Annotated in this window: 30 protein-coding genes; 16 read left to right on the top strand and 14 right to left on the bottom strand. The window is 43.4% G+C overall.

Annotated elements, in window-relative coordinates:
• Window positions 1-38: 38 nt before the first annotated feature.
• The 5 genes from ACQCN2_RS00830 (at window position 39) to ACQCN2_RS00810 (ending at window position 3,574) form a co-directional block, all read left to right on the top strand.
• Window positions 39-1,076, top strand: a complete 1,038-nt coding sequence (locus ACQCN2_RS00830) for an oxidoreductase (RefSeq protein WP_426926986.1) — start codon at window positions 39-41, stop codon at window positions 1,074-1,076.
• 128 nt (window positions 1,077-1,204) lie between these two features.
• Window positions 1,205-1,858 (top strand): TetR/AcrR family transcriptional regulator, encoded by a 654-nt coding sequence (locus tag ACQCN2_RS00825; protein ID WP_426926985.1) that lies wholly within the window; start codon window positions 1,205-1,207, stop codon window positions 1,856-1,858.
• A gap of 92 nt (window positions 1,859-1,950) precedes the next feature.
• Window positions 1,951-2,520 (top strand): permease, encoded by a 570-nt coding sequence (locus ACQCN2_RS00820; protein ID WP_426926984.1) that lies wholly within the window; start codon window positions 1,951-1,953, stop codon window positions 2,518-2,520.
• A 39-nt stretch (window positions 2,521-2,559) separates the two neighbouring features.
• Entirely contained in the window at window positions 2,560-2,922 is a 363-nt protein-coding gene (locus tag ACQCN2_RS00815) for a zinc ribbon domain-containing protein (RefSeq protein ID WP_426926983.1), read from the top strand.
• Between the two features lie 145 nt (window positions 2,923-3,067).
• On the top strand, window positions 3,068-3,574 hold the full coding sequence (locus tag ACQCN2_RS00810) for a WGxxGxxG family protein (RefSeq protein ID WP_426926982.1): 507 nt from the start codon (window positions 3,068-3,070) through the stop codon (window positions 3,572-3,574).
• Window positions 3,575-3,594: 20 nt separating this feature from the next.
• Here the strand turns inward: ACQCN2_RS00810 and ACQCN2_RS00805 are convergent, their stop codons facing one another.
• Both ACQCN2_RS00805 and ACQCN2_RS00800 read right to left on the bottom strand, forming a co-directional pair.
• The gene (locus tag ACQCN2_RS00805) at window positions 3,595-4,278 is read right to left on the bottom strand and encodes an SOS response-associated peptidase (RefSeq protein ID WP_426926981.1); all 684 of its coding nucleotides are present in this window, start codon (window positions 4,276-4,278) and stop codon (window positions 3,595-3,597) included.
• Between the two features lie 336 nt (window positions 4,279-4,614).
• A complete protein-coding gene (locus ACQCN2_RS00800; protein ID WP_426926980.1) occupies window positions 4,615-5,961 on the bottom strand; it encodes an aminotransferase-like domain-containing protein in 1,347 nt (448 codons plus the stop codon).
• A 168-nt stretch (window positions 5,962-6,129) separates the two neighbouring features.
• Between ACQCN2_RS00800 and ACQCN2_RS00795 the strand changes: the two genes are divergently transcribed.
• Window positions 6,130-7,065: a DMT family transporter gene (locus tag ACQCN2_RS00795; RefSeq protein WP_426927501.1), complete on the top strand. Its 936-nt coding sequence runs from the start codon at window positions 6,130-6,132 to the stop codon at window positions 7,063-7,065.
• A gap of 253 nt (window positions 7,066-7,318) precedes the next feature.
• On the opposite strand, the gene ACQCN2_RS00790 is transcribed toward ACQCN2_RS00795, so the two are convergent.
• Entirely contained in the window at window positions 7,319-7,942 is a 624-nt protein-coding gene (locus ACQCN2_RS00790; RefSeq protein WP_426926979.1) for a polysaccharide deacetylase family protein, read from the bottom strand.
• A gap of 86 nt (window positions 7,943-8,028) precedes the next feature.
• On the opposite strand from ACQCN2_RS00790, the gene ACQCN2_RS00785 reads away from it, so the two are divergent.
• The 7 genes from ACQCN2_RS00785 (at window position 8,029) to ACQCN2_RS00755 (ending at window position 12,759) form a co-directional block, all read left to right on the top strand.
• Entirely contained in the window at window positions 8,029-8,232 is a 204-nt protein-coding gene (locus ACQCN2_RS00785; protein WP_426926978.1) for a DUF3880 domain-containing protein, read from the top strand.
• Entirely contained in the window at window positions 8,232-9,014 is a 783-nt protein-coding gene (locus ACQCN2_RS00780; protein WP_426926977.1) for a CgeB family protein, read from the top strand. The genes ACQCN2_RS00785 and ACQCN2_RS00780 overlap by 1 nt, the downstream gene beginning before the upstream one ends.
• Complete coding sequence (locus ACQCN2_RS00775; RefSeq protein ID WP_426926976.1) at window positions 9,011-9,679, top strand: polysaccharide deacetylase family protein; 669 nt, start codon at window positions 9,011-9,013, stop codon at window positions 9,677-9,679. The genes ACQCN2_RS00780 and ACQCN2_RS00775 overlap by 4 nt, the downstream gene beginning before the upstream one ends.
• Complete coding sequence (locus ACQCN2_RS00770) at window positions 9,679-10,656, top strand: CgeB family protein (RefSeq protein ID WP_426926975.1); 978 nt, start codon at window positions 9,679-9,681, stop codon at window positions 10,654-10,656. Before ACQCN2_RS00775 ends, ACQCN2_RS00770 begins: the two co-directional genes overlap by 1 nt.
• A 35-nt stretch (window positions 10,657-10,691) precedes the next feature.
• Window positions 10,692-11,336, top strand: coding sequence for a polysaccharide deacetylase family protein (locus ACQCN2_RS00765; protein ID WP_426926974.1), 645 nt, complete (start codon window positions 10,692-10,694; stop codon window positions 11,334-11,336).
• On the top strand, window positions 11,333-12,067 hold the full coding sequence (locus ACQCN2_RS00760; RefSeq protein WP_426926973.1) for a glycosyltransferase family 2 protein: 735 nt from the start codon (window positions 11,333-11,335) through the stop codon (window positions 12,065-12,067). The genes ACQCN2_RS00765 and ACQCN2_RS00760 overlap by 4 nt, the downstream gene beginning before the upstream one ends.
• A gap of 164 nt (window positions 12,068-12,231) precedes the next feature.
• Window positions 12,232-12,759, top strand: coding sequence for a hypothetical protein (locus ACQCN2_RS00755; RefSeq protein ID WP_426926972.1), 528 nt, complete (start codon window positions 12,232-12,234; stop codon window positions 12,757-12,759).
• An 89-nt stretch (window positions 12,760-12,848) separates the two neighbouring features.
• Here ACQCN2_RS00755 and ACQCN2_RS00750 read toward each other — a convergent pair whose 3' ends face one another.
• Together ACQCN2_RS00750 and ACQCN2_RS00745 are read right to left on the bottom strand one after the other, a co-directional pair.
• On the bottom strand, window positions 12,849-13,172 hold the full coding sequence (locus ACQCN2_RS00750) for a carboxymuconolactone decarboxylase family protein (RefSeq protein WP_426927500.1): 324 nt from the start codon (window positions 13,170-13,172) through the stop codon (window positions 12,849-12,851).
• Between the two features lie 40 nt (window positions 13,173-13,212).
• Window positions 13,213-13,599, bottom strand: a complete 387-nt coding sequence (locus ACQCN2_RS00745) for a tautomerase family protein (RefSeq protein ID WP_426926971.1) — start codon at window positions 13,597-13,599, stop codon at window positions 13,213-13,215.
• 109 nt (window positions 13,600-13,708) lie between these two features.
• Between ACQCN2_RS00745 and ACQCN2_RS00740 the strand changes: the two genes are divergently transcribed.
• Window positions 13,709-14,587: a LysR family transcriptional regulator gene (locus ACQCN2_RS00740; protein ID WP_426926970.1), complete on the top strand. Its 879-nt coding sequence runs from the start codon at window positions 13,709-13,711 to the stop codon at window positions 14,585-14,587.
• A 108-nt stretch (window positions 14,588-14,695) separates the two neighbouring features.
• A complete protein-coding gene (locus ACQCN2_RS00735) occupies window positions 14,696-15,124 on the top strand; it encodes an exosporium protein C (protein WP_426926969.1) in 429 nt (142 codons plus the stop codon).
• A gap of 152 nt (window positions 15,125-15,276) precedes the next feature.
• On the opposite strand, the gene ACQCN2_RS00730 is transcribed toward ACQCN2_RS00735, so the two are convergent.
• The 8 genes from ACQCN2_RS00730 to ACQCN2_RS00695 form a co-directional block, all read right to left on the bottom strand.
• Entirely contained in the window at window positions 15,277-16,347 is a 1,071-nt protein-coding gene (locus tag ACQCN2_RS00730) for a 4Fe-4S dicluster domain-containing protein (RefSeq protein ID WP_426926968.1), read from the bottom strand.
• A gap of 30 nt (window positions 16,348-16,377) precedes the next feature.
• Complete coding sequence (locus tag ACQCN2_RS00725; protein ID WP_426926967.1) at window positions 16,378-17,184, bottom strand: dimethyl sulfoxide reductase anchor subunit family protein; 807 nt, start codon at window positions 17,182-17,184, stop codon at window positions 16,378-16,380.
• Entirely contained in the window at window positions 17,184-17,744 is a 561-nt protein-coding gene (locus ACQCN2_RS00720) for a 4Fe-4S dicluster domain-containing protein (protein ID WP_426926966.1), read from the bottom strand. Before ACQCN2_RS00720 ends, ACQCN2_RS00725 begins: the two co-directional genes overlap by 1 nt.
• 13 nt (window positions 17,745-17,757) lie before the next feature.
• Window positions 17,758-19,962, bottom strand: coding sequence for a molybdopterin-dependent oxidoreductase (locus ACQCN2_RS00715; protein WP_426926965.1), 2,205 nt, complete (start codon window positions 19,960-19,962; stop codon window positions 17,758-17,760).
• Window positions 19,955-20,602 (bottom strand): TorD/DmsD family molecular chaperone, encoded by a 648-nt coding sequence (locus ACQCN2_RS00710; RefSeq protein ID WP_426926964.1) that lies wholly within the window; start codon window positions 20,600-20,602, stop codon window positions 19,955-19,957. The genes ACQCN2_RS00715 and ACQCN2_RS00710 overlap by 8 nt, the downstream gene beginning before the upstream one ends.
• Entirely contained in the window at window positions 20,580-20,852 is a 273-nt protein-coding gene (locus ACQCN2_RS00705) for a hypothetical protein (protein WP_426926963.1), read from the bottom strand. The genes ACQCN2_RS00710 and ACQCN2_RS00705 overlap by 23 nt, the downstream gene beginning before the upstream one ends.
• Window positions 20,853-21,146: 294 nt before the next feature.
• The gene (locus ACQCN2_RS00700) at window positions 21,147-22,580 is read right to left on the bottom strand and encodes a PucR family transcriptional regulator (RefSeq protein ID WP_426926962.1); all 1,434 of its coding nucleotides are present in this window, start codon (window positions 22,578-22,580) and stop codon (window positions 21,147-21,149) included.
• 147 nt (window positions 22,581-22,727) lie between these two features.
• Entirely contained in the window at window positions 22,728-23,294 is a 567-nt protein-coding gene (locus ACQCN2_RS00695) for a 4Fe-4S dicluster domain-containing protein (RefSeq protein ID WP_426926961.1), read from the bottom strand.
• Window positions 23,295-23,417: 123 nt separating this feature from the next.
• Here ACQCN2_RS00695 and ACQCN2_RS00690 point away from each other — a divergent pair, with 123 nt between their 5' ends.
• The gene (locus ACQCN2_RS00690) at window positions 23,418-25,472 is read left to right on the top strand and encodes a molybdopterin-dependent oxidoreductase (protein WP_426926960.1); all 2,055 of its coding nucleotides are present in this window, start codon (window positions 23,418-23,420) and stop codon (window positions 25,470-25,472) included.
• Window positions 25,473-25,702: 230 nt separating this feature from the next.
• Here the strand turns inward: ACQCN2_RS00690 and ACQCN2_RS00685 are convergent, their stop codons facing one another.
• Window positions 25,703-26,347 carry a formylglycine-generating enzyme family protein gene (locus ACQCN2_RS00685; protein WP_426927499.1) on the bottom strand — a complete coding sequence of 215 codons (645 nt, stop codon included), beginning with the start codon at window positions 26,345-26,347 and terminating at the stop codon, window positions 25,703-25,705.
• Between the last annotated feature and the right edge of the window lie 96 nt (window positions 26,348-26,443).

Below are 26,443 nucleotides of genomic sequence, written 5' to 3'. Positions count from 1 at the left end.
ATTATAATGAAAAATCATCCATGATGGAGGAGATAAACATGACTATTCAAGTAGGAATCATCGGCTATGGATTATCCGGATCTATTTTTCACGCACCAATCATCAGTCGGGTAAAGGAGCTTCAGCTTCGAGGGGTTGTTTCGAGCAATCCGTCCAAAGTACATCAAGATTATCCGGAAGCCTTGGTTTACGCTGATGTAGATTCCCTTTTGCAAGACAAAGAAATCAATTTGGTCATCGTCACCAGTCCCAATACAACACACTTCGAGTATGCGAAACAGGCGATCCTTGCCAAGAAGCACGTTGTCGTGGAAAAGCCCTTCACCATTACCTCGCAAGAAGCGGATGATTTGATTTCCCTCGCTCAAGAACATCAGGTTCTCTTGACCGTTTATCAAAACCGCAGATGGGATCATGACTTTCTGACCGTTCGCAAGCTTCTTGACACTGGAGTTTTGGGCAACCTCTCTGTATTTGAATCCCACTTTGACCGCTTTCGTCCAGTAGTCCAAAATCGCTGGCGCGAACAGGATTTGCCGGGTTCTGGCCTCTTGTATGATCTCGGCTCCCACCTGATTGATCAGGCATTGCTATTGTTTGGAATGCCTCAAACCATTTGGGCAGATCTTCGGTCAGAGCGCCAAGGCTCCCCGACAACGGATTATTTTCATCTTGTGTTAGGCTACGAAAACATGCGGGTGATTCTCCACTCCGGTTCGCTAGTGCGGGAAAAAGGCCCGCGATTTGCTATTCATGGAGATCAAGGCAGCTTCATCAAATATGGATTGGATACTCAGGAGGAACAACTGAGACAAGGCAAAAAACCAGGTGACCCTGGCTGGGGGGTGGATCGAGAAGAGAACTACGGACAGCTTACTGCCGAAATTGGCGGACTTGTGATGAAAAGTACTGTGGAGACAATCACAGGTTGTTATGAAGCGTTTTACGAGGATGTTGCCAAGGCGATTCAATCTGGAGAGTCCGCATCGGTAAAGCCTGAAGAAGCCCGCAATACGATTCGACTAATTGAATACGCGATCCTAAGTCACAAGGAACAGCGTACGATTCATATCTAGTGACTCCTTGGAAAATTATCCTTGACGCTAAACTAACCATTGGTTATATTATAACCAATGGTTAGTTTACTTCGCAGAGCAACTGCTAAAATTATTTATCCAACCTCCCCAGAAGGAGTAAGTTATTTATGACTAGATCCCGTCAAGAAATTCGCGCTGAGGAAACCAAACAGGCTATTTTGTTGGCAGCTCAACAGCTTTTTGCCGTCCGCGGGTATGATTCCGTCACTATGCGGGAGATCGCCAAAGCGGCTGGATGCTCGCATACCACCATTTATCTGTATTACAAAGACAAAGAAGCGCTCCTTCACCAGCTTTCCATGGAGCCATTGACTGCCTTGCAGGAGCAGCTTAAGTCGATCACCCTGATTCAGGATTTGCCCGCAGTTGGGCGGCTAAAATCCTTCAGTCTGACGTTCATCCAGTTCTGTTTGCTGAATCGAAATATGTACTCCCTGTTTTTCATGGCCAAATCGTCACGCGTAGACGAACAAGAGCCTGCTTTGGAAGTACAAAAAATACGGAACAATTTGTTCGCGTTGATGCGTCAGGGAGTCCAGGATTACGTTGGCGACCAGATCGATGAGGAACAGCTGCTTGCGTACACACGCATCTATTTTTTTCTCCTAAATGGGGTAATCACAACCTACCTCCAATCCACGGAGTCCTGCGAGCAGTTAATGGAGCGATTGACCCCAACCTTTGAGCTAGCCATTGACGTTATGTTGTCGGGCTTTACAGAAAATCTTCACAGTGAGAAAACATCTGATGGGAGAGGCTGAAAATGAACTTTATTCTGTTTGTCTTACTTTTTACGGGATTAGGCGGGTGGCTGGACGCAAAAGCTCGATCTACAGGAAAGGGAGTGAACTAAATGTTTGCAGGACATTTCGGATTAGCGGCAGCGGTGAAAGCCAAAACCAAGCAAGTACCGCTTTGGGCATTGATGCTTAGCACGCAATTGCTCGATGTCATTTTCGTTCCGTTATTCTTAAGCGGCGTGGAGACGATGGAGCCTGTCGCTCCTGGGTACGGTGGAAGCATTATTCACGCCGATTACACGCATTCGCTCGTTGGCGCTTTGTTCATTGCTATGGTGGCTGGACATTTTGCGAAGTACCTATGGGGGTTAAGAGGCGGTTTGATTATTTCCGCAATGGTATTTAGCCATTGGATTCTGGATCTTCTGGTTCATCGCCCAGACCTTCCCATCTTGCCTGGCAATTATGGTAATTTGCCGCTTCTTGGTTTTGGATTATGGCAATTTTCAATCGTCAGCATCGTGATCGAATTCATCCTTATCGCCGTCGGATTGACGATGTACGCTCGATCGATCCTACCAGGAACAGTGGGTGTTCAAAGAAAGTGGGCGGTTCTCTCCACCTTAGTATTGGGCATTTTATTAGGATTATCCCTACTTACCGATGTACTGGGGATTGCCTAGCTTTCACAGCACCGAACGGACCGTATTATTTTATAAATAATGCGGTTTTTTTATTGGGGAATTAACGAATCCAATGTTACAATTGATAAATACCATAATTTAGCAGGTGATGAAATGACTGATGTTTGTGGAATTTGTAAGGAACGGTTAGATCATAATTTAAAATGTCGTTGCACGCGCCAAGAAACTCTGAGCCAAAACAAAAGAAAAGGCTGTCCCAAGTGCGGCTCTTCCTCCGCTTCTGTTACGGAGATGTCCGCGACCGGTGGCGTGCTATCCCGCATGCTGGATGTACATTACCAGCGATATTCTGTTGTATCTTGTAACTCTTGTGGCTACAGTGAATTTTACAAGCAGGACTCATTACTTTCTAATAATATTCTTGACTTGTTTTTTAGCTAAGTATCCCTTCGTTACTCGTGTGGTTATTGATTTAGGTAAATGAGAAAAAAAACACCAAGAAGTATACCGTGTAATAAAAACATACCCCCGGGGAAAAATACTGCTTGTAATACGCTAAAACAAAACTACACTACTGGGGGTAATTATGCTGAAAAAAATGAACATAACTGCCTTGGCCTTAGTTTTGACATTTGTTTTGGGTTCAGCAGCAAGTGCTGAAACTGTTGGTAATCGGAACGTATCCGGAACAACAGGAATGGGTACTACTGGAACAATGGGTACTACTACCGGAACACCTGGTGTTTATGGAACAACTCCTGGCACGTATGGAACTACTGGTCCCACAACTGGAGCTTACGGTACTACTGCTACCACACCAGGGGCTTACGGTACCTATGGAACCACCGGGACATACGCTCCTGGCACTTACGGAACTACTGGAACAGGCACTTACGGAACCAGAACCACTCCAAGCACCTATGGAACAACTAGCACTCCATCGACCTACGGTACCACTGGAACAAATACTGGCTACCGGACAAATGCAACAACCCCAACCCGCACTTCCAATTGGGGCTGGCTTGGTCTCTTGGGATTGTTCGGTCTTGCAGGCATGAGAGGGAAAAATCGCGAAGAAGGTACACAGCGATAATTCTAAGCAAAACCCACCTTTCAATTAAGGTGGGTTTCCGTTATTTTAGCTATGCATTCCGGCTGATCGTACCGGACGTTTCCTACTTTGGCCGAGACAGGGTAGGCTTCCATTTCGTTTGCGTCGTAAGGAACCAATAAGGATCGAAGCAATTTTGGATCATACTCCTCACGATCTAGCCATATTCCCTCATCCTCAGGTCTTAAAATGACGGGCATCCGCTCATGAATATCAGCCACAATACGATTAGGTTCAGTCGTAATGATCGTACAGCTATGGATTTTCTCCCCATCAGGACGAATCCAGGTATCGTACAGTCCAGCAAAAGCAAATAATCCCTGATTCTTTAGCGTCATCCTCATTGGTTGCTTGCCGTGTTTCGTTTGCTTCCACTCATAGAACCCGTCCGCCGGAATGATACATCGTTTCCGCGCGAAAAGATTCCGAAAAGCTGGCTTCTCCTCAATCGTCTCGGCCTTGGCATTCATCATTTTATAGCCGAGCTTGTCATCCTTGGTCCAAGCTGGAACAAGTCCCCACCGTAGCTGTCCGATTCTCCTCGTCCCTTTGTCTTGAATAATCGAGGGAATCATTTGCCCGGGAGCAATATTGTAGCGAGGGTGCAAATCAATGGGTACTCCATTAATAAAAAAACGCTTCATCATGGTCTCATGATCTGTCACAAGAGTGTATCGCCCGCACATATTCCGTCCTCCTGAGCTCATCTTATCCCTATTAAAGCAAAAAGTCCCCGCAAAGGCGAGGAACCCCAAAACAAAAAAAGCTATCGGCAAGTAAATAACCGATAGCACCCCCCATATAATTAATTGGCTTAAAGGGTAGTAAGTAAGTGATAAACCAATTGTACTAGTTCGATAGTCCTTTTTCATTGTAAAAAATACGGTAATTCATGCAAAAATAAGAAAAAAGCAACCTTCTGCAGAATTTGGTTGCTTTCCTATATCCCCAAGAAAATACTAGACTTGTTACCCTTATTTTCCGTCGAGTCAGGTAAAAAATCCATAGGTAAATGCTGGGGTCTAGACTTTTCCGCTTCCCCTTCTCACTTCCTCGACGATCGCTTTAACCCCCTCGTCAATCTGCTCCGGATTCGCCTGCGAAATGCTGATTCGCAAAAACTTTTCCCGCTCTAGATAATTCGATAGATAAAAACCTTTCCCAGAGACAACGCTAACATTTCTCATCGTAAGCCGCTTCGTTAGTTGCTCCAAATTGACGGTTGGCGGAAGTTTAAACTGTGTATAAACACCGGAGCTTTCGCCAGATATTTCAATCAATCCCGCATGGTTATACCGCCGTACGGCCTCTTTTAACGCGCGAACCCGCACCGCATAGAGGCTGTAAATTTTGTGCTTGTGTCGCTCGTACATGCCATTTTTGATATAGACCTCGAGTGCCGCCTGCGACAATAACGAGGTGTCGGGGTATCGTTTGTATTCATCGAACATTTCTTGCAAAGGTTCCGGTAGAACGACTGCACCCAATCTCAATCCCGGAAATATGATTTTCGAAAAGCTTTTTACATAAACGACGTGTGAAGTGGTGTTGTACGCGTAAATAGGATCGAAACCCTGTTCCTCTCCCAAGTCGGCCATGTAATCGTCCTCCACGATGTACACGTCGTATTTGCTTGCCAAACGGGCGATCGCTTTCCTCTCGTCCACGCTGTATGAAGTGCCGAGCGGATTGTGATATCTTGACATCGTGTAAAAAAATTTAATTCCGCCGTTTTTAAACTTCTCCTCCAATTCCCGCAAATCAATGCCTTTTGTCGAACGAGCGATTCCGCAAACTGGTATGCCCTCCGTCTCAAGAAACCGCAAATATATATCGTAACTTGGCTGTTCGACCAAAATCACCGACTTTCCATTTGGAAAAGGCATTTTCGCCAAAATTTCCAACGACTGCTGAACACCCGAAGTAACCACAATTTGCTCCATTTTTGCAAATACTTGATCTGTGGCCAGATGAGAAGTAAGTGTGAGACGAAGCTTATGGAGGCCTTTTGAATCGCCGTAGGTAAACAGCTGGTGTTTGTATGTATCAATCGCCTTGTTCAAACAGTGCTGAAAATCCACATACGGAAACAGATTGGGATCAGGTGAAGCCGAAGCAAAATCGATCAGTTTGCTTTCGGATTCATCCGACCTGTCTCCAGGTTTGTCGACCACGTAATAGCCGCTTTGAGCAATTGAATAGATGGCGTGGCGCTTTTCCAGTTCCGCGTATGCCCGAATGATCGTGCTGATACTGCATCCGTATGAGCTCGCGGCATTGCGAACGGAAGGAAGTTTTTGTCCCGAACGGTAGTGGCCGTCGTTCATTTTTTGTTCCATATCTGACAGAATCGACAAGTATTTTTTCACGCCACTCCCCTCCCTTTTCTCTCCTCATTATAAAAGAACAAGCCAACTGTATCGATACACTTTTAATAAAAAGCGATTGTTCCAATCAACAGCAAGCCCTACTATTTCCAGTAACGGATTGATTTGCGCGATGTCGATCCAGACATTACGAAACTGGAGGAAACCATGATGAATCAAAAAGGACTCAAACTTGCTTATTTATGTTCGGTGCTGAACGCGGCAATTATCGGACTTTCGTTCTTGTTTACCAAAATGGCGCTCGAATTCGCCAACCCGGTTGACACACTGACGTACCGTTTTACCGCTTCCTTTGCGGTCATGTCCATCCCGGTACTGTTCGGACAAGTAAAATTGAACTACCGCGGCAAACCGTTAGGGAAAGCGTTACTGCTGGCCACCATGTACCCGCTTGGATTCTTCACGCTTCAAGCATTTGGTATGCAGCACGCTACCTCTTCCGAAGGTGGCATCCTCTACGCTTTCACACCAGTCTTGACGATGTTGCTGGCCTCTATATTTTTGAAGGAAGCGACAACCGTTCTGCAGAAGCTGTCCATTTTGCTGTCGGTGCTCGGTGTTGTGTACATCTTTGTCATGAAAGGAAGCAGCATTGATTTGTCGAACGAGACGGGGATATTCCTGTTGTTCTTATCGTGTCTGGCTTCCGCAGGCTACAGCGTTTTGGCGCGGTCGCTTTTGAAGACGTATAAGCCAGTAGAAATCACCTATTTGATGTTAGGAATCGGCTTTGTTACCTTTCTCGTTGTATCGGTCTTCGGTCACCTATCTGCTGGGACGCTTAACCACTTAATCGCGCCGCTGACCAATGGTACCTTTATCGTGTCGATCCTCTACCTAGGGGTGATGTCTTCGCTCGTTACAGCCTTAACCTCAAACTACTCCTTGTCCAAATTAGAGGCTTCCAAAACAAGTGTGTTCTCCAATCTGTCGACAGTCGTCTCTATTGCTGCCGGAGCGATGTTCCTTGGGGAGGAAATTAAGCTGTTTCATATCATCGGTTCGGTGCTGATTATTGCGGGGGTAATGGGGACGAATTATTTTGGGAAAAAGAAAGTAATAGCGCGAGATTCAAAGAGTTGCTGAACACAGAAGCACATTTAGAAGAAGCAAAGAAGCTCAAGCATACGGCATGAGCTTCTTTTTGGTTATTATGATTTCTGCCTATTATCATCGTTGCTCCAGTCTGGATGGTCCGAATCCAAGACCAGTCAAGAAAATATAGGATTCATAGGTGCTTGTCTATTCAACTACAAAAGTGATGAATATAATGTTGAAACTGCAGAAAAAAGCAATGAAGGAAGGAGAAAGAATGTGGATTTATTGATGACCAAAGAGATTATTTAACTCTCAGGCGCATCAATTCCGGTACGGTCACAAAATGGAATCCTTTTTTTCGCAGCCTACGGATGATAATCGGAAGGGCCTTGGGTGTCTGACGCGCCGAATCGCTTGCGTGAAGCAGCAGAATGTCACCTGGTTTTACTTTTTCAGTAGAATTCCGAATAATAGCGCGGATTCCCGGATTCGTCCAATCCATGGAGTCCACACTCCAGTGAATCGTACTGTATCCAAGGGAAGCAAGCTGTTTTGTCACACGGGAATTCAAATCACCATTCGGTGTGCGGATCAGACGGCATTTGACGCCTGTAACTCGACGTATCGCTGAACCCGCCAATTTCACTTCTCGGATGATCCACTTGTTGCTGTGCTTGGTGTAATTTTCATGAAGATGTCCATGCGATCCAATTTCGAAACCCATCTTTTTAATTTTTCGAGCTAAACGTGGACGTTGTACTGCCCATGTGCTGGATAGAAAAAAGGTGGCTTTTTTCACATTATTCGCTGATAACACATCAAGAACAGGTGTAAGTACCTTGTTTCCCCAACCAATATCAAATGTGAGAGCTACGCACTTCTTTTTCGTATCAATGCGATACACCGCTTCAAATAATGGATTCATCGAATGCCTCCTTTCCCACATGTATATGTCAACCCCAAAAAATCTGCTTATGCATCTGCCATTGTGATAACAGGATGGTGGTTCTAGTGAAAATATTGTTTTTGGAACGCGGGCAGCTTTGGTCAATCGGTTTGCCAGCAGGTTTAAGAGATCTCGGACACCGGGTACGGATGTCGGGACCTGTGGATAAACGAGCTCTTACCCGTTTGTTGTCGTCCTTTAAACCAGATCTGCTTGTTTCCGTAGGCTGGGGGCCTGGCCTGATCATTCCGTCCCTAAGCAACGCTTAATGAGAAGATTGGCTACCCAATACAAGATTCCACTTGTCTATTGGTCAACAGAAGATCCGAACTTTACCAAGGTCTTCACCCTTCCGCTTCTGAAGCGTATGAAACCGGATTACACCTTTACCACTTCAGCCAAAACAGCCAAACGATTCCGCAAGATGGGCTATCCAGCTGCTCACCTGGATTTTGCGTTTCATCCCAAAGTCCACCACCGAACCAAAGTGCAAAAGAAATATCAAGCGGATCTTGCCGTTGTTGCCAATGCCTACCCGGATGTACTGCGAAAATATCCAAAGCATTACCGCAATCAGTCGATTCGCATTTTGGTGCGTCCACTGTTAAAAAACGGTTACAAAATCGACTTTTACGGCCGGAATTGGGAGAAAATGAGGCCCTATCTTGGATGCTCGATTCCCAAAAGGTCAATCAAAGGGCATCTTCCCTACAAGGATGCCAATAAAGTGTTTAGCTCGGCCAAAATTATTTTGGGATTGCAAAATTATACCGACTCGGTGACGCAAAGAACCTTCGAAACGCTTGGTTCAGGCGGCTTTTTCCTGACTTGTGACACCCCGGCAGTCCGAGCGTTATTGAAGCCAGGACGTGATTTGGTGGTCAGTTCCAGTCCGGCAAAGACTTTAAGAAAAGTTCGTTACTATTTGAATCATCCGAACGAAAGGGAGAAAATCAGGAGAAACGGACGCCGAGCCATCGCCAGACATACTTACACCTCTCGCGCAAGGTTCATGCTATCCACTTTAAGAAGGGGTGGATTGATCAAGTGAAAGCTTCTTCACATAAAGCAAAAAAAGCTACAGACAAGGTAGCCTACTTAACATTTGATGATGGGCCTTCCAAGAACACGAATAAAATATTAGCGATATTGAAACAGCATCGGATCAAAGGCACTTTTTTTGTGGTTGCGAATCAGAGTCCCTACGGTATCCGGATGTACAAGAAAATATTTAGGCACGGTCACACTATCGGGAACCACTCGTATTCTCATAACTACTCCAAAATTTATAGGAATAAGAAAGCTTTTTTCGCCGACTTTTATCGAATGGAACGCTTTCTTCACAGTATGATTGGCTTTAAACCTCGTCTATTCCGCTTCCCCGGTGGTTCTAATACCCGTATGGGCTACTCCCAAGGCGGTAAAAAGACCATGCTATCCATTAAAGCTGCGCTTCAGTCAAGGAAATACCGATATTGTGACTGGACAATTGATTCGCATGATTCCTATACTCCCCCCCCTACTCCACGGCAAGTTGTACAGAAAGTCCTTTCCGAGAGCAGTCTTCAACCCAAATGTATTATCCTGTTTCATGATTATTCTGACGTATCCGTGGTTGCGTTGCCTGTCATTATCCGCAGGTTAAAAAGTCAAGGTTTTCGCTTTGATGTGCTCACAAGGCGCTCTTACAATTACCAAATTGCGGAGGGTGAATAATGAAAGTATTGTTCTTAGAAAGCCATCCGATGTGGATTCACGGGCTTCCCAATGGGTTTCGGGACGCAGGACATACCGTGAAAATCTCCGGACCCCTGACCCCTCAGAAACTTCCCCGTCTTCTTAAGCAGTTCAAACCTGATCTGATCATCAGCATGGGCTGGACGATCGAACATAGACGATATAAACAGTTATGGGTGAGAAGATTTATCACTTCATCCGGCATCCCTTTTATTTATTGGGCTACGGAAGATCCCACACATCACGAATCCTTCTCTCGCCCCTATGTCCGTACGGTCAAACCTGACTTTGTTTTTACCATCTGCCGCTCTATGGTCAACAATTACAAGAAAATGGGGATTAAGGCTACCCATATGGATTTTGGCTATCACCGCAAAGTTCACCGGGCTGGAAAAAGCGTCAAACGTCTGCGCAGTAATATCGCAGTAGTGGCCAACGGATACTCCCGCATATTGAAGAAATACCCCAAACACTTCCGGCGCAAATCCCTTCATCATCTCATTCGTCCCTTGGTACAAGACAGAATCCGGATTGATTTTTGGGGCAGACACTGGGCTAAAATGGCGCCTATTCTTGGAGCCAAAATTCCGCGCAACTGGATCCATGGCTATTTGCCTTATTCAAACGCCCACAAAGTATATAATTCAGCCAAAATTGTACTGGGTCCTCAGAACCAACTAACCCAGGTAACTCAAAGGACCTATGAAATTCTCGCTTCAGGCGGCTTCCTGATTACCAGTGATACACCAGAAGTCCGGCGTTTGTTCAAGCCGGGAAGGGATCTCGTTGTCTCCAGCTCCGCGCAACAGACGCGTAAGCTTGTCAGCTACTACATGAAGCATCCCAAGGATCGTGAACGCATCCGCAAACAAGGCATGCTCACTGTTCAGAAGCATAACTATAAACGACGCGCCCAATATATGATTCAACAGCTAAAAAAACATAAAATCCTTTGAATATACACCCTCTATCAAGGAGGAATACACCAAAGATGAGTACTGGCCGGATTCTCCAACGCGTTTCAACGAATCAAAAGGTGATTGCTTTGACCTTTGATATTGCTTACGGTCATCAAGTACCTCCACGAATGCTGTCCGTCCTTCGAAGGATCGGTGTAAGGAAAGCCACATTCTTCATTACAGGCATATGGGCTGGCTTAAATCCCGGCCTCGCCAAGCGGATTCGCCAAAACGGTTACGAGATTGCTTCACACGGGCATCAGCATAAGGATTACAGGAAACATACGGATTCCTGGATTGAAAAAGAAGTCAAAACGGCAAAGAGAATTATTCGTCAAACCACAGGCGTCAACACCAATATGTTTCGTCCACCAGGCGGTGACATGAATCAGCGTGTCGTTCATAAGCTGAAGTCCATGAATCAGACGATTGTACACTGGGATGTGGATTCTCTGGATTGGAAGCAGACAGATATCAACAAAATCGTGGAGCGTGTTGTGCCTCGAACACGAACCGGTTCCATTATTTTGCTGCATGCATGTGATCCGTGGTTCCAAAGCTTGAAAGCTGTAGCGATCATTGTAAGAAAACTACGTCAAAAAGGCTACCGCTTTGTAACGGTAACCGAACTGCTGCGTGAACAGAAACGCCGTCGAAAATCAGGATCGAGCCGATGAAAGTAACAGACAAATCAAAGTTGACCTTTCCATCTGATGCCGTAACAGTCATTACCTGTACGAATCGTCCACAGCATTTCAACCGACTACTAGCGAATTATAACCGGCAACAGTATAAGACCAAAGAGCTGATTGTCATTCTGAACAAAAACTCGATGAAGCTTGACAATTATATCAGAAGATTCAAACACCGCAAGGACATCTTCATTTATCAACTCCCCGAAAAAAGATCACTCGGATACTGTCTGAACTATGCGATCAGTAAAGCAAATCATCCGTATATTGCCAGATTCGATGATGACGATTATTACTCACCCTTTTACTTGCACACCATGATGTGTGCACTTAAGAAATCCAAAGCCAATATTGTTGGAAAAAGAGCCTGTCTAATCTACCTGGAATCCAGCACCAAGCTGATCCTGCGTCATCCTAAAGCCCAGAACAGATTTGTAAATCAAATTTTGGGTGCCACGTTGCTGTGTAGCAAAAAGATTTTCAACAAGGTCCGGTTTAATCCGATTTCACTTGGGGAGACAGTTGATTTTCTAAGACGCTGCAGGCGCAAACGCTACAGGATTTATTCAACAGACTGCTTTCATTTCGTGATCCGGCGTCGTGCTCACAAAGGCAGTCATACATGGAAAATCAGTGATCGCAAATTAATCTCACAGAGTAAACTGATAGCAGTACGCGGCTCCCACTACCAAAGTTATGCCACTCAAAAAGGCTAATTCATGACAAGGGAAAGTCTCAATCCGGGACCTTCCCTTTTTCCTATAACCTATCCTTTTGGGAGGGTACAATTTCTAAGCAAATTGCTATTCTGTACCAGATAAAAATAGAAGACGCTCATAGAATCGAGCGAATATAGCAAGTAAAGGGAGGAATTCGTGGAATGAGGTTAGAGATACCTGAAAAAACCAGAAAAAAGGTCATATTGCATTTGTCCTTTATTTTCACGCTGCTTATGGGAATGTTCGTTGGTACTGGCAATCATGTCGTTCATGCTGGAACCGTTTCTGGAAAGGTATTACATTATTTTGGTGTTTTTAATAACAGTAAAACAGCAGTTACCTATATCTTCAGTAAAGATGGACAGGTACATACCGTCTCCAATACCTCTCAAATTCCGGCAGACGCGAGATGGGCAACCTTATCTGGAACTAACGTGTACTCCGGTGACACTTTGCATCTCTCCGAAGTGGAACTGAAGGTGAAGAAAACCTCCAAGCTGGTGCTAACTGCCCATTATCCGAATGGATTTGAGGAGGATATCACGGCAAAGGCAAGCTGGTCGTCTGAGGACAAAAGTATTGCAACTGTAAAAAAAGGTGTCATTACAGGAAAAGCAAAAGGAACGACAGTCATTACCGCTAAGTATGGTGAGGAAGAACTTAACGTAACCGTAACTGTGACGAAATGAATAGCAGGCTAACGAATCGCTCAGGTAATCACACGTTACCTGAGCGATTCGTTTATTGAATAAGTAAAAAGTTACACTCCCGATAGGAGTCAGTTCTTAAAAACCTCTTTGGCAAGTAAGATTGCCGATCCCGCACGAGGCCAGCCCACATAAAAAGCGAGATGAGTCATCACTTCGATCAACTCTTCTTCCGTTAGGCCATTTTCCTTGGCTAGCTTGAGATGATAAGGGAGTTGACTTGAATGTTCACTCGCGATCAGGGCGGCTACCGTAATGAGACTCCGCTCCCGTAGCGAAAGTTCTTCTCTCCTCCATACATCACCGAACAGAACTTCTTCCGTATACCCGACAAAAGCTGGCGCAAGATCCCCAATGATTTCACGAACAGTCGATTGAATCGGTTTATGTTTCATCGTCATTCCTACTTTCTCTATTTTCTCTCTCACAAACTGCTTATCCAATCATTTGCGCGACTCCGTTTCCAAATGACCAATCTTCCGCTTCCGTTTCAACCAGAACAATAAACACATCTTCTTCCCTGATGCCGCACTCTGTGGACAAGAGCGTAGCCAAGCTTTTATAGAGCTTACTTTTTTGATCTCTGCTTCTGTCTGATCCACAGGTGATTTGGATATAAAGCAACCGATCCGTTCTCGCAATATTCAAATAATCGGGGTTGTAATAAAATTCGCTCGGTTTATGGGCGTGAAAGACCTGGAAAAAGTCTTTTTCCGGGATGTTGAACTGTTCTATCAACGCACTCATGATACATTGACTTATGATTGGCAAATCCCTCTCGGTGTATTGATTTTCCATGTAACTCACTCGCATGAATGGCATCTGGTATCACCCCTTCCGTTTCATAGCTTAATTTTACACCCTTCATCTTCATCTGTATAATTGAATAAAATCATAATATTTTTCATTTTTTTAGATGGAGTTGAGCGGCATGGATTTAAAAGAACTCACTACCTTTCGCACCATCATTCAAGAGGGCACGTTCTCCAAGGCGGCTGCTAAGCTGAATTACGCGCAGTCTACTGTCACCAATCAAGTGCAGAGACTGGAAAAGGAGTTAGGCATCAAGCTATTTAAAAGGGGCTGGGACGCGGAGTTAACCGCATCTGGAAAAATATATGCACAGGAAGTCGATAAACTCATTCAGCATTGGAATTATGTCTTAGAGCAAGCCAAATCCTTGCAAAAAGAAGAGATTGGTACACTCAATATTGGGGTGATCGAAACGTTGACAGCCACTGTACTCCCGTCTGTTCTTCACAAATTCCGAGAATTCAAGCCAAATGTTACCTGCAATTTTATTGTTGGGAATACGGACTCTCTCTCCCGCGCATTACTGGATAACTCGCTTGACTTCGCCATTTGCGGGGAACCGTACAATCTATCTTCCTTACACTTTGAGCACCTATACAGCGAGGAGATTTCTTTTATCGTATCTAAGCAGCATCCATTAGCAAAAAAAGCTTCTCTTACACTGGAGGAACTGTTTGAGTACCCGCTGATCGTAGGCGGAAAAACCTGTTTGTACCAAATGCGTTTGGAAAAAGAAATATCCCGCCATGCTGCTAAGCCGTTTTGTTACTCTGTCAGCCAGATTTCTTCCATACCACCCTTTGTGCAAAAAATCCCGTCTGTCGGAGTCATCCCTTCTTCCTTGCCTCTAACGTCTGATTTCGTCACTTTAGAGGTCAAAATGACAGAACCGTATTTTCCGATTGGCCTCTTGCAACATAGGCATCAAGCGTATATATCTTCGGCTAAAAACTTGTTTTGTGAATGTTTAAAAGAAGAATTACCCAAATTCAGCTGAGTGGTTTTTCTTTTCAATCTGCCTTATTTTTATAGGTTGCATATTTGTCCAATCACTCTCCTTTTGTCCAACATATTTTGAAACTATCAAACAAGAGGAGATGATTTTTTGGTACGTATTCTCGATAAAGCTGCCGTTCAGCCACGCCGTCGTTTTAACTTAGCTAAAGCAGTGATTATCAAACGTTCGCCAGGAAGGATTAACCTAGCAACCATTCGAATTAGAATCCCCGTTTTGAATTCTCAACCGAATCGAGTTGAATTAGTAGCAACGGTTGGGGTCCGTGGAGTTACCGGTATCGCTCAAATCCGTTTTAGAATCTTCCGTGACGGCAAAGAGGTTTTCAATACTAAACAAGGTATTGAATCAACTGGTTCTGAACAAAACTATGCGGTCACATTTCAGGCGATCGATCACAATGTAAGGCCCGGCAATCATGTTTACACGGTAACCGCAGAAAACCAAACCGCAGGTACCCGAGCTGATATTGTTGGTCCAGTTTCTTTTAGTGGGTTAGCTGTAAGAACGAGAACCTAATCTGGATTTTTCCGCACCCAAATAAGGTGCGTTTTTTATTTCATGTTTCAAACCTTGATTAACCTTAAACGAGAAGTCGATTTCAGGTAAGAAGGCACTTTTAAGTGGCCTCCCCACTTAAAAGTGCCTCTATGCATAAGACCCTCCAAGTTCTAGCAATTTATATAGGCCAAACTAGTTTCTGACTGGAACAACACATCGGCTGGGTGTTCCTTAAGCGAAATATTCTTCTCCCAACAGACCTCTTCACACAAGCCGCATTCAACACATGTTACTGGTTGCAATCTGATTTCTCTTCCTACCCCATTTTCCGATTCAACCATACGCAGTGCTTGTGTCGGACAGAGAATGGCACAGGCTCCACATCTATCACATGAGTCGTTAATAACTGGCAGCTTCACGATCGTTCGTTGCATAAGTTCCTGATCCTGCTTAAGTTGATGCATCAAGATCTTTCGTCTTTCCACATAGGAATATCGTGATTCTTTCAGGATTTTTTCTACAAATTCCGCTTTTTTCTTCCGGATTTCCTCTGATATCTCTGGTATCTCGGCTAGTCTCTGATTCGGTGTCTCACCAAGATACTCTTTGATTACCTCCTTACCGGATTCTCTCAATTCATGAAAAGCAAGCTGAAGAAACTGGCGACGGCTACTATCATAGGAATTGTCCCTGTTTGTTTTCTCAATAGATAAGCTTCGAGTCACCTTCTTCTGACACAAGGCTTCCGCACGACCTAATTGTTCGCTCCAGATCTGCTCCCCGGTTGTTACCTCGCAGGTTTGACAACTTCCCTCTGGCAAATAAATTGAAAGCGAAGGGTAGGATACCAACATGGACATCCAGACTTCCCAAGGAATAGCTGCTAAACAAGGCACTTTTACACCTGTTACCGGCTCAGAAAATAACTGGTTGGAACAATAAATATAAACTCGGCCTTCATCCACAAATTGAAGTTCTGCCTGCTCTAGCATTCTTTTAAAGGAGGGATGCTTCCAAGAAAATGCGTTAGTTGGACAAACAATTCCACAGATTCCACATTCCATGCAGTTTGTCTTCTGGATCTCTGTGGCTGTTATGCTGATACTGTTTGAAGGGCAGTTGTCCATACAAAGCGTACAGGTGCTGGCCGTCGATTTTAGTCGAGTACAAACATCCTTTTGAATCTCTACAGGTGACACATGTCGCTCAAACGCATTAAACAATTTAAACAAGTTTAACAAGGTTGCACCCTCCTTTCTTTGAACATATGACTATAATTGAACCGCCGTTGAATAGAACAAGATTCTACCTAGTAGCTCACTTATCGTCAGTAAGAAAAACAGAAGACTATAGTAAACTGTACGATTGCTCTTATTCTCTTTGATAGCTGGGAAAAGCATGGCCAGTACTACACCTAATAAAGCAACGCGAATCCAAAACATGCCACTGTTTACGATTTGAACTCCAGTTTGCTCAGCTTCTTCTAATCCAGAGAACAGAAATGTAAGGTAAACGCCTAGAAATACGGCGGACAAACTCGTAGTGGCTAAGGTAATACGTGAACAGTTAAACATCTGCTCTTTTCTCCATTGCAGGACAACCGCTACCAAAACAGGCCCCAACAGCACTGACGTCAGAAAAAAGGAGAGTGTGGTTGACCCGTTGTCCCAAGCTGGAATAGCTGGAATCGTATAAATCATTGCAGAGGAAAAAATCGTTCCTACTCCGAACAAAGTGGCTAGGGCACCCACTGTTTTTCGTTTGGCTGGATGGTCCGCTTTCCAATAAAAGCAATACGCCAGACTGAACAAAATGAACAGTACATATACAGTAACTTCACGACTTAGCCAGGATTCCCCAAGATTGCGAATCGCCCGATAGGCTTCAAACGGATGCCCCAAGTGAAATAAGGAGGCTAGCACTCCGACAATCGCGATACCAGCTACTGCGGAACTGATGAAAAAGCCGGAAGAAGCGGAAATTTTTCTGCCTGTCGTCTCCAGTAGCCATAAGGTCACAAGCGCACCAATCGCTATCTGTGAAAAAATAGTGAAGATTACGAGTGCAAAGTCATGCATTACACGTCCCTCCTTACTTGCTTTCCTGTTTTCGGTAAGATGAAACGAGTTGTCGGGTGGGTAATGGCAGTGTTTGCAAATCCAGCGACTGACACTTCAAGGTTGGCACGAAGCTCCTTATCCAAATCCACTACTGCTAATGCATCCATTGGGCATTTTGATACGCAAATGGGTTGTTTCCCGTCATCCTGCAATTGATAGCACATGCTGCATTTATCCATTTTCTTCGTCGTATTGTTAAACTGCGGAACTTTATAGGGGCAAGCCTTCGCACACATTTTACAACCAATACACAGACCAGGGTCATGGACGACAATGCCATCTTCCCTTTTGCTATACGCTCCAACGGGACACGCTTTTTTGCATGCTGGATCTTCACAATGATTACACGCAGAAGACACGTATGCTCGTGTAGGAGCACCAGTTATGATCTCTGGCAACTCTCTTACGGTTCGACGACTCATGTCGGGTTCCAACTGATAAAAGCTTTTACATGCAATCTCACAGGCATGACATCCGATACAACGATCAATATTTACTACAAATGCTTTTTTGGCCACCTCCTATCCCCCCTTATGCTTTTTCGATGTTTACAAAATTATCATGGAATGCTATTCCGGGCATCCCTGTTTGATAGGCTCCCATATCAGCAGGTATGGCTTTTACTGTAAAATTCACGTTAAAATCTTGATCTTTATACCATGCTTCGTATACAGCTACTGTGTCTTTTGGAACATTTTGAGTAATTTTTGCAGGCACAATAATGTAACCGATATCGTTAAACATTTTTACATGATCGTTCTCACTGATTCCTTTCTCTTTCGCAAGAGCCGGGTTAATTTCAATAAACGGTTTATTATTAATTTTCTCTACCCAATCTAGATTCTGGAATTGGCTGTGCAGCCCAAATTTCCAGTGCGGAGAGATGCATCGAATTGGATACTGCTCGGGTGCCTGAAGTTCCTCCAGATAGACGGGGAGCTGATGATTATTAAATTCGGTCGCCTTTTCAGACCAGAACTCATACTTTCCAGATGGCGTTGTGAATTTACCTTCTTTCCATTGGATTTCCATACCTTTTGCTTTGGCAGTTCCTGTTTTATATAGGTCTTTCCAGTCGTTAATATCAAACATCTTATAAATACCTTCATTAAATTCTTTACCTACCCACTCTTCCAAATTACCTGACGTTGGGTACGTACATGATCCTGGTTCTAATTCATTCATTTTTTTGGACAATCCCATCGCAATTTCCACATCACTCTTGGCTTCATACAACGGTTTTATCGCTTGTTGGTTGATATTAATCCAATAGTGCCAGTAGCTTACATTTACACCCCAAGTCTCAAATGGAGTCGTAACGGGTAGAACCAGATCAGACATCTTTACTGTATTGGTCATAAACATGTCAGCCGTAACAATGAGATCCATCTTCTCAAATGCTTTTTGTACAACTTGTGGTTCCGGATCTTGTGAAAGTGGATTACGGCAGGCGATCCATAGCATTTTGATCGGTGGCTCTTTTGCCGCTAATACCTCGGCACCAAAATTATTAATATTGATGGCCCGATCCTTTTCCCCTCCGCTTCCCTTTGGAGCCTTTTGTATCATTGCATGGTAATTAAAGCCCCAAGTCGTAAGTTGCGCATAGTTTGCGCCCCCACCTAAAATTCCGATATTACCTGTCAATGCAGCTAATGCATCAATAGCCCGGACATTGGCTCCACCATTGGTATGGCGCTGAGAACCGTACCCAATCCAAATGTTTGCCGGTTTCGCTGTGGCATATTCTCTCGCAAGGCGCTCAATCACTTCAATTGGTATCCCTGTTTTTTCCGAAGCCCATTGAAGGGTGATATTGGTTTTCACATAATCCAGGTACTCTTGGAATCCTTTGGAATGCTGCTGCAACCAGTTCTCATCATATAACTTGTGATCGATAATATATCGGGCCATCCCTAGCGCCAACGCGCCGTCCGTACTCGCCTTGACTTGGATATATTCATCTGCTTTGGCTGCAGTCTGCGTAAGAATTGGGTCAATGACAACGATCTTGCAACCTTTTTCTTTTGCTTTCTCAATAATGCTCATAGAGTGTACTGCACACCAGGCCGGGTTTGCCCCCCAGACGATCAGATACTTGGAATGAACCATTTGTTCAGGATCAGCATTGGCGATTTTCCCCATATCAAAGGCTTGTGAATCGATTCCAGCAGGCCAGCAAGGGGTTCCAGTTGCTCTTGTTGTATAGCCGATGCTGGACAATGTACCTTCAATCCCATAATTGAGAATATTGAAGTTACCAGAGTATTTGTTCAAACAAATAGGAAGCGTACTGCCGTATTCCTTTTTAATCTCAAATATCTTTTTGGCAATGATTGTATAAGCTTCTTCCCAACTGATCCGCTCCCACTTGCCACTACCTCTACCGATTTGACGCATTGGATACTTGATGCGATCTGGTGAATAAACCATCCTGGGATAGGTGTTCCCTTTTATGCATAACTTCCCGTTTGTATAAGTGTTATTTTCATTCCCGGTTACAAAAGTAATAGTGCCGTCCTTCACAGTTGTTACCATTGAACAAGTATCATAGCAATTTCGTGGACACGCATTGAAGAATGTTTGTTCAGCACTATCCGCTCTCACTTTTTGTGGAGCTAGGCCCAGAAATTCATATTCTTTGGAGAATTTCAATCCAAGTAAAGCACCAACCGAAGCTCCAACTGCTCCTGTCACTTTTAAAAAGCTGCGTCTGGATATCTTATTGTCATTCATCGGCCTCATTTCCCTTCTTTCTCATCGGTAATAGCCTCTCCTGCTCCTGCTCTAATACTCCTTCCAAGAGATAAGCCATTGCCTGGCAAATTGGATTCTCAGAATGATTGTGAATACATTCACAATGTTGTTTGTACCAAACCAAAAGATGTTTCTCCAGGAACTCTTGATACTCGACTGGAAATCCTTCTTCGGCATGAGTGGCGAGAAGGTAACAAATAAACTCTAGTTCCAAAGCAAGATGATCATCTGGCTCAATTCCCTTGTTGGCTACCTCTAACCCTACCCACGAATAAAATTCTCTAACCTGCAAGGTCTCCCTTTGCATTAATGTCTTTTCGGGATTTCGATAGCTTGATTCATACGGTGAGGCAAGCAGCTTGTCCGGACCTACAAAAAGCCGATTAAAATCATACTCCAATGAAAGTACTTCCTCTTCTTGAATTCCTTGTAATAAATCAATGCTATTCGCTATTTTCTGACAGGGTGAAACCAGTTGATAAGCCTCTATGCTTGAGCAAATCTCTTTCCAATCTTGCACACTCCACTTCAAGGAACGCCCTGCATAAAAGTTCTGAAGGACCAAGAACATACGAAAACGATCTTCCAGATACTGGCTATATGTGTGGTTTGGTTGCATCTTTCTCTCCTCCAGTACCCTGTTTTTGAAGTTGCCCAGATTGCATCAGAGAGTCAAACGTTTTTTGCTGTTCATTCGTTATTTTGATCTTTCTTTCCACAATCGGCTTTACTTTTCCCTGATACTCGAGGTTAGAAGACCGGCTTTCAATTATTGAATTTTCCGACTTTGTAGTCTGATTCGTACAAGCCGACATCACAAGAATGGAAAGTACCAAGCAAGAATAGATGATTTTATGTTTACTCCGCATTTTCTCACCCCCTGTTTATAGCCAAATCGTATCACTTGCCCCACTGTAGAGATGAACATGTTTTGATGAGGTGCGGTGTGAATTTCTCACATATCCGTATGCAAGAATGATTCTTCTTCATCATTTGTACATAAAACGGTCATGACCGTTTTATGCTGACCGCCATGCGGTCACACCAACTTTTATGAAAAACGTCGAGATGTTTCGATCCCCCGACGTTTCAGTCCCCCGATGAGAGGGGAAGAGAGGGGACGTTTTTCACACAAAAAAACTACAAGTTTTAGAACTTGCAGTCTATTTTAATAACTGTGAAATTTTGATTGTGACAAAAATATTTAACAAATCTTCGTAAGAATTCAAGCTAATATCCAGTAAACTTTCGATCTTCTTCAACCGATTGCGCAGAGTATTCGGATGAATATAAAGAAAGTCAGCGGTGCGAGAAATATCTCCGTTTTCCTGAAAATACATTTCAAGCGTTTTAACTAATTCTCCATCATGTTCATGATCATACTCCAGTAACTCTCCAAGGGTTTCTTTAAAGAATGTAATGAGAACATCGTTGTTAATGAGACTAAGTAACCGAATAACCCCAATCTCTTCGAACAAACATACGCCCTTTCTTTGATGAAGAAATCTTCCCATTTCCAGGGCAATCTTTGCTTCTTGAAAACTACGAAAAATCTCAAGATTGGATCGATATAAACGTCCTAACCCAATCGTATTCATTACCTCGGGAAACTTCCCTGCTATTACCTGATGAATTTGGTTTGCAAGTAATTTACTAAATTCTTTTCGGCCTTTTTTGGATTGACTCATTTCATCAAACACAAAGATAACTACTTGATCCTGAAAATTGGTAACGATACCTGGAAGAGATCGTGAGTGGAGGATGTAGGTGATCTGATGTTTAATACTCTCCAGCAATTCCATAGTAAGGGATTGGTCATTATCGGCACGTAATTGCAGCACCATCAGTAGAGGCTGTTTTGTAAAATTCCATCCCCAGAGTTTTGCTTGTGTAATCAACATCTCTTCTGATTCAAAATTGTTATACAAGACATCATAAATAAACTGATTCGCATATTTTCGATTCGTCTGTAGTATAGCTTCTTCTTTCTTAAACCAAACGAGGAGGCTCGGCAAAACCTGATAAACCAGTTCAATGGTCATATCAGTGATGGTTCCCCGCTCCTGTTTGATTAATAGAAATCCATGGTTTTCTAGTTTGAACAGAAGAAACGATTCTTGTTGTTCTTGCAATAAAGTGTAATCATCCTGAGAACTGGTTCTAATCTGTGCGTATCTTGGCTTCAAAAATGTATATCTGTCTGAAATGTCTGTGGTGGAAGGGATGGAAGAATGCACAAAGAAAAAGGGATCCAACAAGACAACAGGATTGTCGATGATGACCGACAAACGCTCTAGCACCTTTTGGATATGATTCTCATTTATCATCGTTAGCCAGTATCTGGTCGATTGTTCCCACACATACCGGAATAAACCTATCTGCTTCAGTTTTTTCATTTCCTCAATTGTATGAACGATTGAATCAAAGTCACCATTGTTAAGATACAAGACTGGTTTGGATACACGTTGCATCTCTTCGATTAACTTCGATGGAATGTATTTTTTATCCTTATGGTAGAGTAAAATCCCTTGAATATAATCATGGTTTAACATCTCCAGAAGCTTTTGAATGTTTTCTTGCGATGCTTCTAGAATCATTATCGATTGTCTCTTGACTGCTTGCCAATTTGTCTGTACATCAATAAAGAAATTACCCTTGCCTGACCAGCCACTTATTATCTCTACTTCCTGAAAAGGGTGACCAATAATTAGCTCCTGAAAGGTCATGGTTGTTTCTATGATGACTCACTCCTTCTCATCTTGTACCCAGAAGCGCTGTAATTGACTCTTTTTTTCTTTGAAACGAATAGAAGGACAAGTTATTGATTTCATTTGATAGGCAAGGATTGCTTTTTGATACCCGGAGCTTTGATTACTGTTAATGTCTATGACAGAAATAGCACCTACAATGCATGAGGAAACACAAGCAGGAAGTTCTCCCACCCTCTGTTTTTCTATACAAAAGTCACATTTGTCCGCTTTGCCCGTATCGGGATTGATCGCTATGGCATGAAACGGACAAGCATTTACACACAACTTACAGCCTGAGCATTTACTTGAATCTAGCAGAACGATTCCATCTCGAGACTTCTTCAGGCAAGCATTCGGACAAACAGACATACAAGCCGGGTTTTGGCAGTGGTTACAAGCGATTGACAGATAACCAAAAATATTCTCATCATTTCGGGAAATCGAAACCACTTTTCGTCGAGAGGTATCCTTTCGATTCCTCTCGTTTCTACAAGCAAATTCACAGGTTCGACAACCGATACATTTTTGTGTATCAACCAAGAAACCTAGCTGTTTTTCCATGTTTAATCCTTCAATTTGTCGTAGTTATTTTGGTTGCTAAAAGTATATCGCTAGTATACTATTAGCACGAATATTTGAGTGTCGCATATATTACAGTTTGTTGAATCATAAGGAGGTCAGAACATGCTCGAACCTTATACCATTACTAGACATGTTTGTCCTCGTAACTGCTATAGTTCCTGCAGTATGCTTGGCTTTTCTACTGATGGCATTCTTCAGAAAGTGGGAGGAGACCCTCTCCACGGCTATACCAAAGGAAAACTCTGCCCCAAAGGCTTCAACTACGTAAATCTGGTGTATCATCCTGAAAGAATTAAACATCCCATGATTCAGGAGAAGAGAGGAAGCGGAAAGTGGCGTAAAATTTCATGGGACAGTGCTTTGGATATTATTTCTGATAAAATCATTGAACTCTACCAGCGTTATGGTTCTCACATGTCTCTTGCTCTAAATAAATATTCAGGCAATTTCGGTATCCTGCATCAAGCCGTGGAGGGAATGTTTAATAGCCTTGGGAAAACAACAAGAGCAATTGGTTCACCTTGTTGGTCACCAGGGCTAGATGCCTTTCATTATGATTTTGGTTGGCACCAAACGTCTGATCTTGAAGATTTGCTTCACGCCAAAACCATTATTCTATGGGGTGTCAATCCAGTATGGACTTCAATCCATGCGCTTCCTTATTTGAATCAAGCAAAAGAATTGGGAGCCACCCTTATCACAATTGACCCTGTCTACACGGCTACGGCTCAGAAATCAGATCTGTATATTCAAGTGAAACCAGGCAGTGACGGGGCTTTAGCACTTGCAATCGCCAAATACATGATTGACCATCAATTTCATGACATGGATTTCATTGAAAAAAATACGGTTGGGTGGAGCGAATTAAAAGAATATGTCGATTCCTTCCCAATGGAAGAAGCTTTGGCAAAGTGTGGTCAAACACTTGAAGCAATCAAGGAATTATCCAATCAACTGATAAAAGGAAGCCCTGTTTTTATTTGGACTGGATTCGGGTTACAGCGGCATGTTCATGCTGGACAATGCATCCGAGCGATCAACGCTTTGGCAGCTATCACTGGGAATATTGGACGAAAAGGAAGTGGTGTCCATTTTGCCAATGATCCTCAGTGGAAGTTTACTTCTAATGTTATGAAACACTTCCCAGATGGTTTAGATCAGAACAATTGTATCCGTCCAATAGACATTAATAACTTCGCAACCGAAATTCATGCCCTGCAAGACCCGCCGGTGAAATTCCTCTGGATTTCTTGTCGCAACCTGTTAACCCAAAATCCAGATCGTGCTTTACTTATTCACGCACTCCAATCTTTAGAACTGATTGTTACTGTCGATCTATTCCTGACTCCCACAGCACAGCTATCCGACCTTGTCCTTCCTGCCACAACCAATTTTGAAGAGTGGGATATTGTTTCAAGTTACTGGCATCATTGGATCAGTATCAATCAGCCAGCTATCCCGCCCTATCACGAAAGTAAAAGTGATTTACAGATTGCCAAACTCTTATCCCAAAAGTTAAATATCAAATCTCCCGGGATTTCTTCGTTTCCCACAGATAAGACGTCCATACAATTTATTGAGGACGAATTTACAGAAGAAATTTATAGAGATCTTCAAATATCCCATTGGAAAGAGCTTCTCCATGCTCCGAGAAGGAAACCTGTGCCCTCTACGGCATGGGAAAATTTGCAGTTTGGCACTCCTTCTAAAAAAATCGAGCTTTATTCGCAAACAGCTAAAGAAAATTCCCATCCACCACTAGCTTTGTTTGTTCCTACTCAACAAGAAAACCAGAAGTATCCCTATCGCCTCTTGATCACTCATGAACAATATCAAATTAATTCTCAATTTATTAATATTTACTCGCTTCACGCAATCAAGACAGAACCGCATGTTTTACTTCATCCAACATTAGCGAAAGAACGAAATATAGAACTGGATGACATGGTTCGAATTTACAATCATGATGGAGAAATGATTATTAAGGCCAAGATTTCATCGAGTGTAAGTAAATACACCATACAAATTGCTCATTCTAATAATCTTCCTATTAACAATTTGATTTCTTATATTCCGGCTGATATGGGAAAAACAGTTACAGGGGCAAATGGTGTAGCACTAAACGATACATTTGTTACCATTGAAAAACTTGTCTAGAAAAACGTTCAAGGCAGTTCGACAGTTATAGTAGCTGAAAGATGCTTTAGATGGGCTCAATGAAATTGACTGTGGATCATGGACAGCTATTCTTTGTCCTGCATACCCATTCCAAGTCTTCGTTAAGTATAAAAAAAGCCCCCCTCGGAGCACTGCAGAAGAGAGGGGCAGAATACCGAATTGTACGGGAACCTAATGATCTTTTACTCTCCCCTTTTTTTTGTTCCATCTTACAGAGACCTAGCAAGACGAAAGCCGAGGTCATCAATTCGAAAGGTAGGGTGACTGCGGCGGCGGCACGTTGCTCCACAGCCCCTAGCCTCTTCCGCCCAGCTTCCACCGCGGAAAACTCTGTAGGGGCCGTATACTTCGACATCGTACAGATCCCAACACCACTCCCAAACATTTCCTAACATATCGTAGAGACCCCACGCATTTGGCTCCTTTTTACCCACCTCATGGACCATGCCCTCAGAATTTCCATGATACCAAGCTATTCTCTCAAGCTTGCCGTATTGATACCCAGTTGTTCCTGCTTTACACGCATACTGCCATTCCGCTTCTGTAGGAAGACGATAGCCATCCGCACCCCAGTCACAGATGACACTCTCACCATCATCACTTATCGAGTAACATTCCTTAAGACCTGATTGCTGAGATAGCAAATTACAGAAGAGAATAGCGTCATTCCATGAGACTTCCACCACCGGAGCTTGAGGGTGGTTATTAGGACCAACTGTCTTTTCCAATACCGAGAAATATAACTCATTGGTAACAGGAACCGGTGCAAGCAAAAAAGATTTTACCTCTACCGTCCATTCAGTCTTTATTCGATCATCTCTTAATACGATTTCACCTGCAGGAATTTTCACCATTGGACGCTCAGTATGACTACGCTGTGCTTTTGACACCTAATTCCCTCCCGTTCTATTTTAATTTCAACATACGGTCTGCTTCCTCTTGAAAGAAGG

It is taken from the genome of Brevibacillus ginsengisoli, assembly GCF_050113715.1.
Taxonomy (GTDB): Bacteria; Bacillota; Bacilli; order Brevibacillales; family Brevibacillaceae; genus Brevibacillus_H; species Brevibacillus_H ginsengisoli.
The sequence above is the reverse complement of the archived record's forward strand: the minus strand, read 5'-3'. Positions and strand labels throughout refer to the sequence as shown.

Excerpts from the sequence above, each read along its gene's own strand:
- ACQCN2_RS00750 (WP_426927500.1), bottom strand. The coding sequence starts at position 13,172 with ATGAAACATAAACCGATTCAATCGACTGTTCGTGAAATCATTGGGGAT.
- ACQCN2_RS00760 (WP_426926973.1), top strand. The coding sequence starts at position 11,333 with ATGAAAGTAACAGACAAATCAAAGTTGACCTTTCCATCTGATGCCGTA.
- ACQCN2_RS00820 (WP_426926984.1), top strand. The coding sequence starts at position 1,951 with ATGTTTGCAGGACATTTCGGATTAGCGGCAGCGGTGAAAGCCAAAACC.
- ACQCN2_RS00745 (WP_426926971.1), bottom strand. The coding sequence starts at position 13,599 with ATGCCATTCATGCGAGTGAGTTACATGGAAAATCAATACACCGAGAGG.
- ACQCN2_RS00815 (WP_426926983.1), top strand. The coding sequence starts at position 2,560 with ATGCGGTTTTTTTATTGGGGAATTAACGAATCCAATGTTACAATTGAT.
- ACQCN2_RS00795 (WP_426927501.1), top strand. The coding sequence starts at position 6,130 with ATGAATCAAAAAGGACTCAAACTTGCTTATTTATGTTCGGTGCTGAAC.
- ACQCN2_RS00805 (WP_426926981.1), bottom strand. The coding sequence starts at position 4,278 with ATGTGCGGGCGATACACTCTTGTGACAGATCATGAGACCATGATGAAG.
- ACQCN2_RS00755 (WP_426926972.1), top strand. The coding sequence starts at position 12,232 with ATGAGGTTAGAGATACCTGAAAAAACCAGAAAAAAGGTCATATTGCAT.
- ACQCN2_RS00715 (WP_426926965.1), bottom strand. The coding sequence starts at position 19,962 with ATGAATGACAATAAGATATCCAGACGCAGCTTTTTAAAAGTGACAGGA.
- ACQCN2_RS00770 (WP_426926975.1), top strand. The coding sequence starts at position 9,679 with ATGAAAGTATTGTTCTTAGAAAGCCATCCGATGTGGATTCACGGGCTT.
- ACQCN2_RS00710 (WP_426926964.1), bottom strand. The coding sequence starts at position 20,602 with ATGCAACCAAACCACACATATAGCCAGTATCTGGAAGATCGTTTTCGT.
- ACQCN2_RS00690 (WP_426926960.1), top strand. The coding sequence starts at position 23,418 with ATGCTCGAACCTTATACCATTACTAGACATGTTTGTCCTCGTAACTGC.
- ACQCN2_RS00825 (WP_426926985.1), top strand. The coding sequence starts at position 1,205 with ATGACTAGATCCCGTCAAGAAATTCGCGCTGAGGAAACCAAACAGGCT.
- ACQCN2_RS00695 (WP_426926961.1), bottom strand. The coding sequence starts at position 23,294 with ATGGAAAAACAGCTAGGTTTCTTGGTTGATACACAAAAATGTATCGGT.
- ACQCN2_RS00765 (WP_426926974.1), top strand. The coding sequence starts at position 10,692 with ATGAGTACTGGCCGGATTCTCCAACGCGTTTCAACGAATCAAAAGGTG.
- ACQCN2_RS00810 (WP_426926982.1), top strand. The coding sequence starts at position 3,068 with ATGCTGAAAAAAATGAACATAACTGCCTTGGCCTTAGTTTTGACATTT.
- ACQCN2_RS00830 (WP_426926986.1), top strand. The coding sequence starts at position 39 with ATGACTATTCAAGTAGGAATCATCGGCTATGGATTATCCGGATCTATT.
- ACQCN2_RS00705 (WP_426926963.1), bottom strand. The coding sequence starts at position 20,852 with ATGCGGAGTAAACATAAAATCATCTATTCTTGCTTGGTACTTTCCATT.
- ACQCN2_RS00780 (WP_426926977.1), top strand. The coding sequence starts at position 8,232 with ATGAGAAGATTGGCTACCCAATACAAGATTCCACTTGTCTATTGGTCA.
- ACQCN2_RS00700 (WP_426926962.1), bottom strand. The coding sequence starts at position 22,580 with ATGATTCTAGAAGCATCGCAAGAAAACATTCAAAAGCTTCTGGAGATG.
- ACQCN2_RS00790 (WP_426926979.1), bottom strand. The coding sequence starts at position 7,942 with ATGAATCCATTATTTGAAGCGGTGTATCGCATTGATACGAAAAAGAAG.
- ACQCN2_RS00725 (WP_426926967.1), bottom strand. The coding sequence starts at position 17,184 with ATGCATGACTTTGCACTCGTAATCTTCACTATTTTTTCACAGATAGCG.
- ACQCN2_RS00740 (WP_426926970.1), top strand. The coding sequence starts at position 13,709 with ATGGATTTAAAAGAACTCACTACCTTTCGCACCATCATTCAAGAGGGC.
- ACQCN2_RS00685 (WP_426927499.1), bottom strand. The coding sequence starts at position 26,347 with ATGGTGAAAATTCCTGCAGGTGAAATCGTATTAAGAGATGATCGAATA.